The following is a 5,688-nucleotide window of genomic DNA, read 5'->3' as shown; positions in this document are numbered from 1 at the left end:
TCGTTCTGACTTTATCTGTGTGGGAATTTTCTTAACTCCTTCAACCAAACCCTTTACTACACAAGGATTTTAACCTTTTTTGTCCTCGATCGCTTTTTTATTTAAGCGAACGGTGAGTCTTAATTGACAAGAATTCTCTCGATTGGCTAAAATGGCGGTCATGTAGATAGAAAAAGTTCCTAACCGTAATTCCCCCCCGCTTTTCTCTCATCAGATTCTTAAGGAGTAGTTATGCTCGAATCTAGTTCCACGATCAAAATAGGCTTATCAGGCAATCTCTTAGATGGACTGAATCCTAGCTGGAATCCAAGCAATGGTGTGACCAACATTCTGTTCAAACCTGAAAAAGAAGCGATAAAACCTGAAGAGATAGAGCCGGTGGACCATCGTGGAGAATGGTCTTTCCCTGATATTACGCTACATGAATCAGCAAAAAGTCTATTGGATGAGCTAATTCCTTACGAAGTCATCAGTCCCGCCAGCGATATAGACGCTCCCAAAATAGGATCTGGCGCACTTTTGGTGGGTATGCTCGATAATCACGCCGCATTGACGCAGTTATCTACAACTATCGGGGTAGATCTGACAAATCCTGATTATTGCTACGCTCTGGTTAAACTAACTCGTCTTGATGGTTCAGATACACACGCTTCGGCTGCAAGCGGTATTTTGGTCCATGCTCGTCCGAGAAATCCAGAGGCTGCCTACAATTTAACTGAAAATTTTAAGTCTGATGTCATCAAACTTCGTCATGGGGGAAGAGTTAGAAGCCATGATTTTGACGGTGTGTTCAATGTTAAAACGGCTACGCAGGTGCTCAATTCATTTGCTGAGCATGGAACGCACTACGTCTCTTCTGTGCAGTTAGGGGATACGATTTTGCAGGTTTTTGCATATACGAAAGAGAAGTTTGAGGAAATTAAAGAAGCCTATGCCGATGGGACAAACAATCCACTCAGCGGTACGGGTTCGCAGGATTTTGCACAGTTCACCACTAATAGTGCCACCGGTATATACGGCTTGGTGTCTGCTTACGGAAATATCATCTCTTTGAGTAATTCGCAAATTTTTCAGACAACACTTGAAAATGGAGACTGGATCGATACACTCTGGTCAAAGAAAAACAGTGTTTTTTCCCTTTTCAACCCCCAATCAAAACTCTCTTTGATTGAATTAGAACAGCACTTTAAGGATCAGACAGTCATACAGGTTCAACTGGCAAGTCTTAGTGTAATGATAGAGCAAAAGCGAGGTTTGATATGGCAACGTGTCTTTAAAGCGGCTATGGTGCAAAAATACCGCACAACCATTGAGGCAAACTTTGCTATCTACGATGACCGCAATTTTGTTTTAATGTTGCCAGAAGATTTGCCAAACCTAGTTTCATATATCGCTACCCCTACGATCAATGTCTATAAAACAAGGTTAGATATATCGCAGATGCAGTTTGTAGCCAAGGATGAGGTGAAGAACTTTACTCTTTTTAGCAATGTTCTTACTTCTTCAGGTAATACCGAAGTAGCAATTCCGGGAAACAACGTAAAACTGTTTGGTCAAGTGCTTGATATGCGTACCAATGCACAAGCAAAGAATATCAAGCTTAGTGATAGTGCCTTTACATCATTAGAGATTGGGTGCAGCGAATTTTTAGGCGCATTAATGGTTCAGAACGAGTCAGGAACTGCGTATAACGTCATTGTTGACGGCATTAAATTTGCTCTTGATGGCAGTACAGTAGTGGTAGATTCTGATGTGCGGGTAGTTCCACCTTCTGATTCTCTGCCACTGTTAGTCAATAGTCTTCAATATTCCATGACTTTTGCCGAAGCAGTTATGAGTGGCCAGAGCAGTCAGCAAAGCACTCCTCTTCAGACGTTTATCGGCAACTATCTCAAGTGGCTGGCAACTATTATCCCTTCTACAACAAGCGATGAAGAGCTTTTGGCTCTAAGGGTACGTGCTCTCGATCTTGCTAATTATGCCATTAATCCAAACTACGGGAGCTTTGTTCCGATCCTACCGGCAAAAGATTATGATCAGTACATCGTAAGCATTCTAGATTATCTTGTTCGGATTCAGTATCAAATTGCTGAAAATAACCAGAAAATAGCTAACCGAAGAACGCAAGAACTTGTGATTGATGTAGGTAAGACACTTAATCAAAATATTGTTGATACTGGTAAGCTTGTCAGTGACATTATTAATGCTAATGTCGCACAACAAAAAGATATGGAAGGGTTTTACGACAACCTGATAAGTCAGCGAGAACAAGAAGCACAAAGGCAACAAACCAGTATCAATGAGCTAAAAGGGTCGCTCTCTTCTGCACAAGGTGATGTTAATTTTGCCGTACAGAAATATAAGTCGGCGGTAGAGCAGTGGAAGACAATGGAGAACATTAAATTTGGGCTGGATGTAGCCACAAATCTCTTTACTATCGGCGTTACAATCGCCGATATGGGTGCTTCACCAATTAGTGCAGTTAAAGAGCTTTCTTCAATAGTGCAGAACATTAAAAAGATGCAGGATGTTTTCAAGGCCACTTCCGAGCTTTACAATGGTGCGGTCTCAGCTAGAGAACGAATCCAACAGGCACAAGAGACCTTAGATAAACTTGAGAAGGCTGCTTTTGGAAGCCCTTCAACCGAGTTGTCTTGGGATGAAATGTCGATTCAGTTTACCCAGATTATGGCAACAGGCCCGGATGTGAAAGAGGCGAAAGCCGAACTTCAGGCTGCTTTCTCAACCCTCATACTGCGCGGTAAAGCCGTCACCAATGCCGAGTCATCCCTCCATGCTATACAACGGGATATCTACACAAATCAGCAGCAAAAACAGATTAATGCCAATCAGTCCAAACGGCTGGAAACACTTCAAAACAAACTTAACCCTCAAGATATTCAAAACCTTGACAAAGACGGGATTGACCTAATGGGTCTAACTGGGCATCTTGTATTCATTCAAAACCAGATGCTCACCATACTTGCCAAGGCCTTCTTACAAAAAGATCTGGCACTGCAATACGAGAATCTGCAACCTGCCACCTTGATTGGAGCGTTTAGTCTCTTAAAGTTCAACGCGGCCATCGTACAGCAAAATGCCACTACGATCACGGCAAAATCTGCATTAGCACGATATCAACAAGCTACAACTCAACCTCTGAATTTTGTGATCCCTAATGTAAAGCCGTCTGATCTGACAGGTGGAGCAATTTTTAATACTACTATCTTTGCTGATGCACCGCTTTTCTATGAATATGTCGATGTTCGGGTTGTATCAGTTGTGGCGACCATTGACGGTGTAGAATCGACCGAGAGTGGTACATACTTGTTAAGGCTTGCCTATAACGGCACGCCCTTTCACGATCGAAACATCGAACGAAATTCCCTTAATTTCCGTACCCCATCGCGTGAGCGGATTTATGCCTATAAAGTTGAGGGAAACAGGCCTAATTTCACTGATGGCGGCCAATCTTGGTCTCAGGGGGTTAGTCGAATCACACCGTTTTCGACTTGGGATATTTCTTTCCCCGATACCCGGACTAATAAAGGGATTAAATTCAACAAAGATTTCTTAACAATCACCCTCTCGTTTGTCCTAGAAGCCCGTATTGTTGATGCACAGGAGATGATGCGGCTGAAAGCTGCCAAGGGAATGGGAATGATGCTTGGTGCTGCACCTACGGCTTTTATGGAACGTCGAATGGCTCTGGCGGCAGCAGCACTTCCTAGTACTGCGGAGCTTATTTCAGAACCCAAACGATACGCTCTGGCGGCAGCAGCACTTCCTAGTACTACGGAGCTTATTTCACAAATGTATGCCCAAGGGAGCTGTACAAACGGATGGGATGTCGTTTTTAATATGGGTTTAGAGCAGATTAATTCTGCGCTTCAGGATCAGTATAAATCGCTGAAAACAGATACCACCTACAAAAACACCATTACTGTTGAGACTTCTGAGGTTTATCCCGGTGGCATAACGATAATAAATAAATTCACCATCAACTATGGCTGTCCATTGTTAACCTTCAGTGTTAACAGCACTAATAATGCAACGCTTGATATGGAGATCCTCAGCGGTTCGGTGCAGAAGTGTTCAAAAGTTGGATCAGGACCGACAAATTGTGATCCACCTCAAGATATTAGCGGTGAAACTTTGAAAGCCATCATAGATCTGGGTCAGGTGGCGGGTCATACAACTGTAGATGGAGCAGTACATGATGTGCTGAAAGTTCAGCTTAATATGGCAAAAGGGGCGTTTGACATTAGCCAAATTAAATTAACTGATGCGACAAAAGTGGAGTTTAATAAGGCAGTCAAAGCCTACTTTGTTAATAACCCAGTTATTTTCGACATCAACACACTTGACCTTACCAATATTCCAACCCTTGAAGCACTAAAACCAAGCAACTTTCTATTTAAACCGTATGAGTCGCCATCGGGTACGCAAATGTTGCAACTCTTTATTATGACGGGAGGAAGGGCATTACTTAACTATTCCCGGGCATTTCTGAATAATATTCCCGAACCACTACCATTAGGACAACAAAGCAGTATGATGATCCGCTCGGAGGTTGTATTTAGAGACGTACTGCCGAAAAGTCTTCAAAACAATGGCTGGACACTTACGGGAGTAGATCCTCAAGATATGAACAAGGCATGGTCGGGGAAATTTACCAGTGCCTCGGTTTCAGCTTCAGTTGACTTGAGTAAGTTTTTTACCTCTACGGCGGCTGGTGGTTTCGCCACCTACTCCATTCCAGAGGGTAATACGGTTAGTTGGTCCCTACATGGTACAACGGTTACTGTACAGAAAGATGGACAAGTAGCTTATGGCGGTCAACAAAAGACTACATTGAACTATAATCAACATCTGTGTTTCTACAATATGATTTCCGTGGAATGCATCGACAGTATCTTGTCAACTGATGTGACCGTAGAAACTAACGCGACGCTGAGTCTCAATGTAGGTGGTTCAGGACGGGAGCAAACGATTACCATAGCAACGTCGGGTTCAAACGTTAACGTCACAGGCCACCTTTCAGGTGGTGGTCCATCCAGTTCGGATGACTTCGAAGCGCAGGTAAATCAGAAAATTCGAGACCAGATACCTAATCAAATTGCACGTGAGATCTCGTTCAATTTTGAGGCAATCTCTCTATTTGCCTTAAAAAATCTTCTCTTTCCTTCAAACAATTACATCGACTTTAGTTTCAGCGCACTTCCGGGGGATCTGCTTGTTGTAGGTAATTTCACAAAAGATTGAGAAGTCATAAACAAACTGGCGGAGGCTGTTGTCCCTAGATTTTAGCTGAAGGCTAAAATACAGGGACAATAGCAGGGTAAAGCCCGCTATATCGAGCCATTAAAAGCTGATGATCATGATAGTGAATGGATGGCTGTTTTAGTCCCTTTAAGGAATTCTAGATGTGAGGGGAGAACGCCTGTCTATTTAGGGCTTGCTGAAAGAAGCTGTAACCTTTATCGGAAAAGGCTTTTAGCTGAATTGAGAGTCGCTCAGGTGCAAGGAAATCTGCTAAAATCGCTTAAAACCCTTGCACCTTCCTTGGCTAGTACTAATGTATCGCAAGATTGAGCAACTGCCAACCTCACCAGAAAACTTCGAGTTTCCCTCGGAGGGGAAATTATCCCCAGACAATCGTTGGGTTATCATGGCCAATCTAATTCC

1 protein-coding gene is annotated in these 5,688 nt (G+C 43.0%); it reads left to right on the top strand.

Annotation, left to right across the window (positions count from 1 at the left end; all coding sequences use genetic code 11):
• The first annotated feature begins 231 nt into the window (after nucleotides 1-231).
• Complete coding sequence (locus tag EWV84_RS07655) at nucleotides 232-5,265, top strand: hypothetical protein (RefSeq protein ID WP_287077529.1); 5,034 nt, start codon at nucleotides 232-234, stop codon at nucleotides 5,263-5,265.
• The last annotated feature ends 423 nt before the right edge of the window (nucleotides 5,266-5,688 follow it).

It is taken from the genome of Microcystis sp. M_QC_C_20170808_M3Col, from assembly GCF_007095505.1.
In the GTDB taxonomy this organism is placed as follows: Bacteria; Cyanobacteriota; Cyanobacteriia; order Cyanobacteriales; family Microcystaceae; genus Microcystis.
This window is presented reverse-complemented; position numbering and strand designations above follow the sequence as displayed.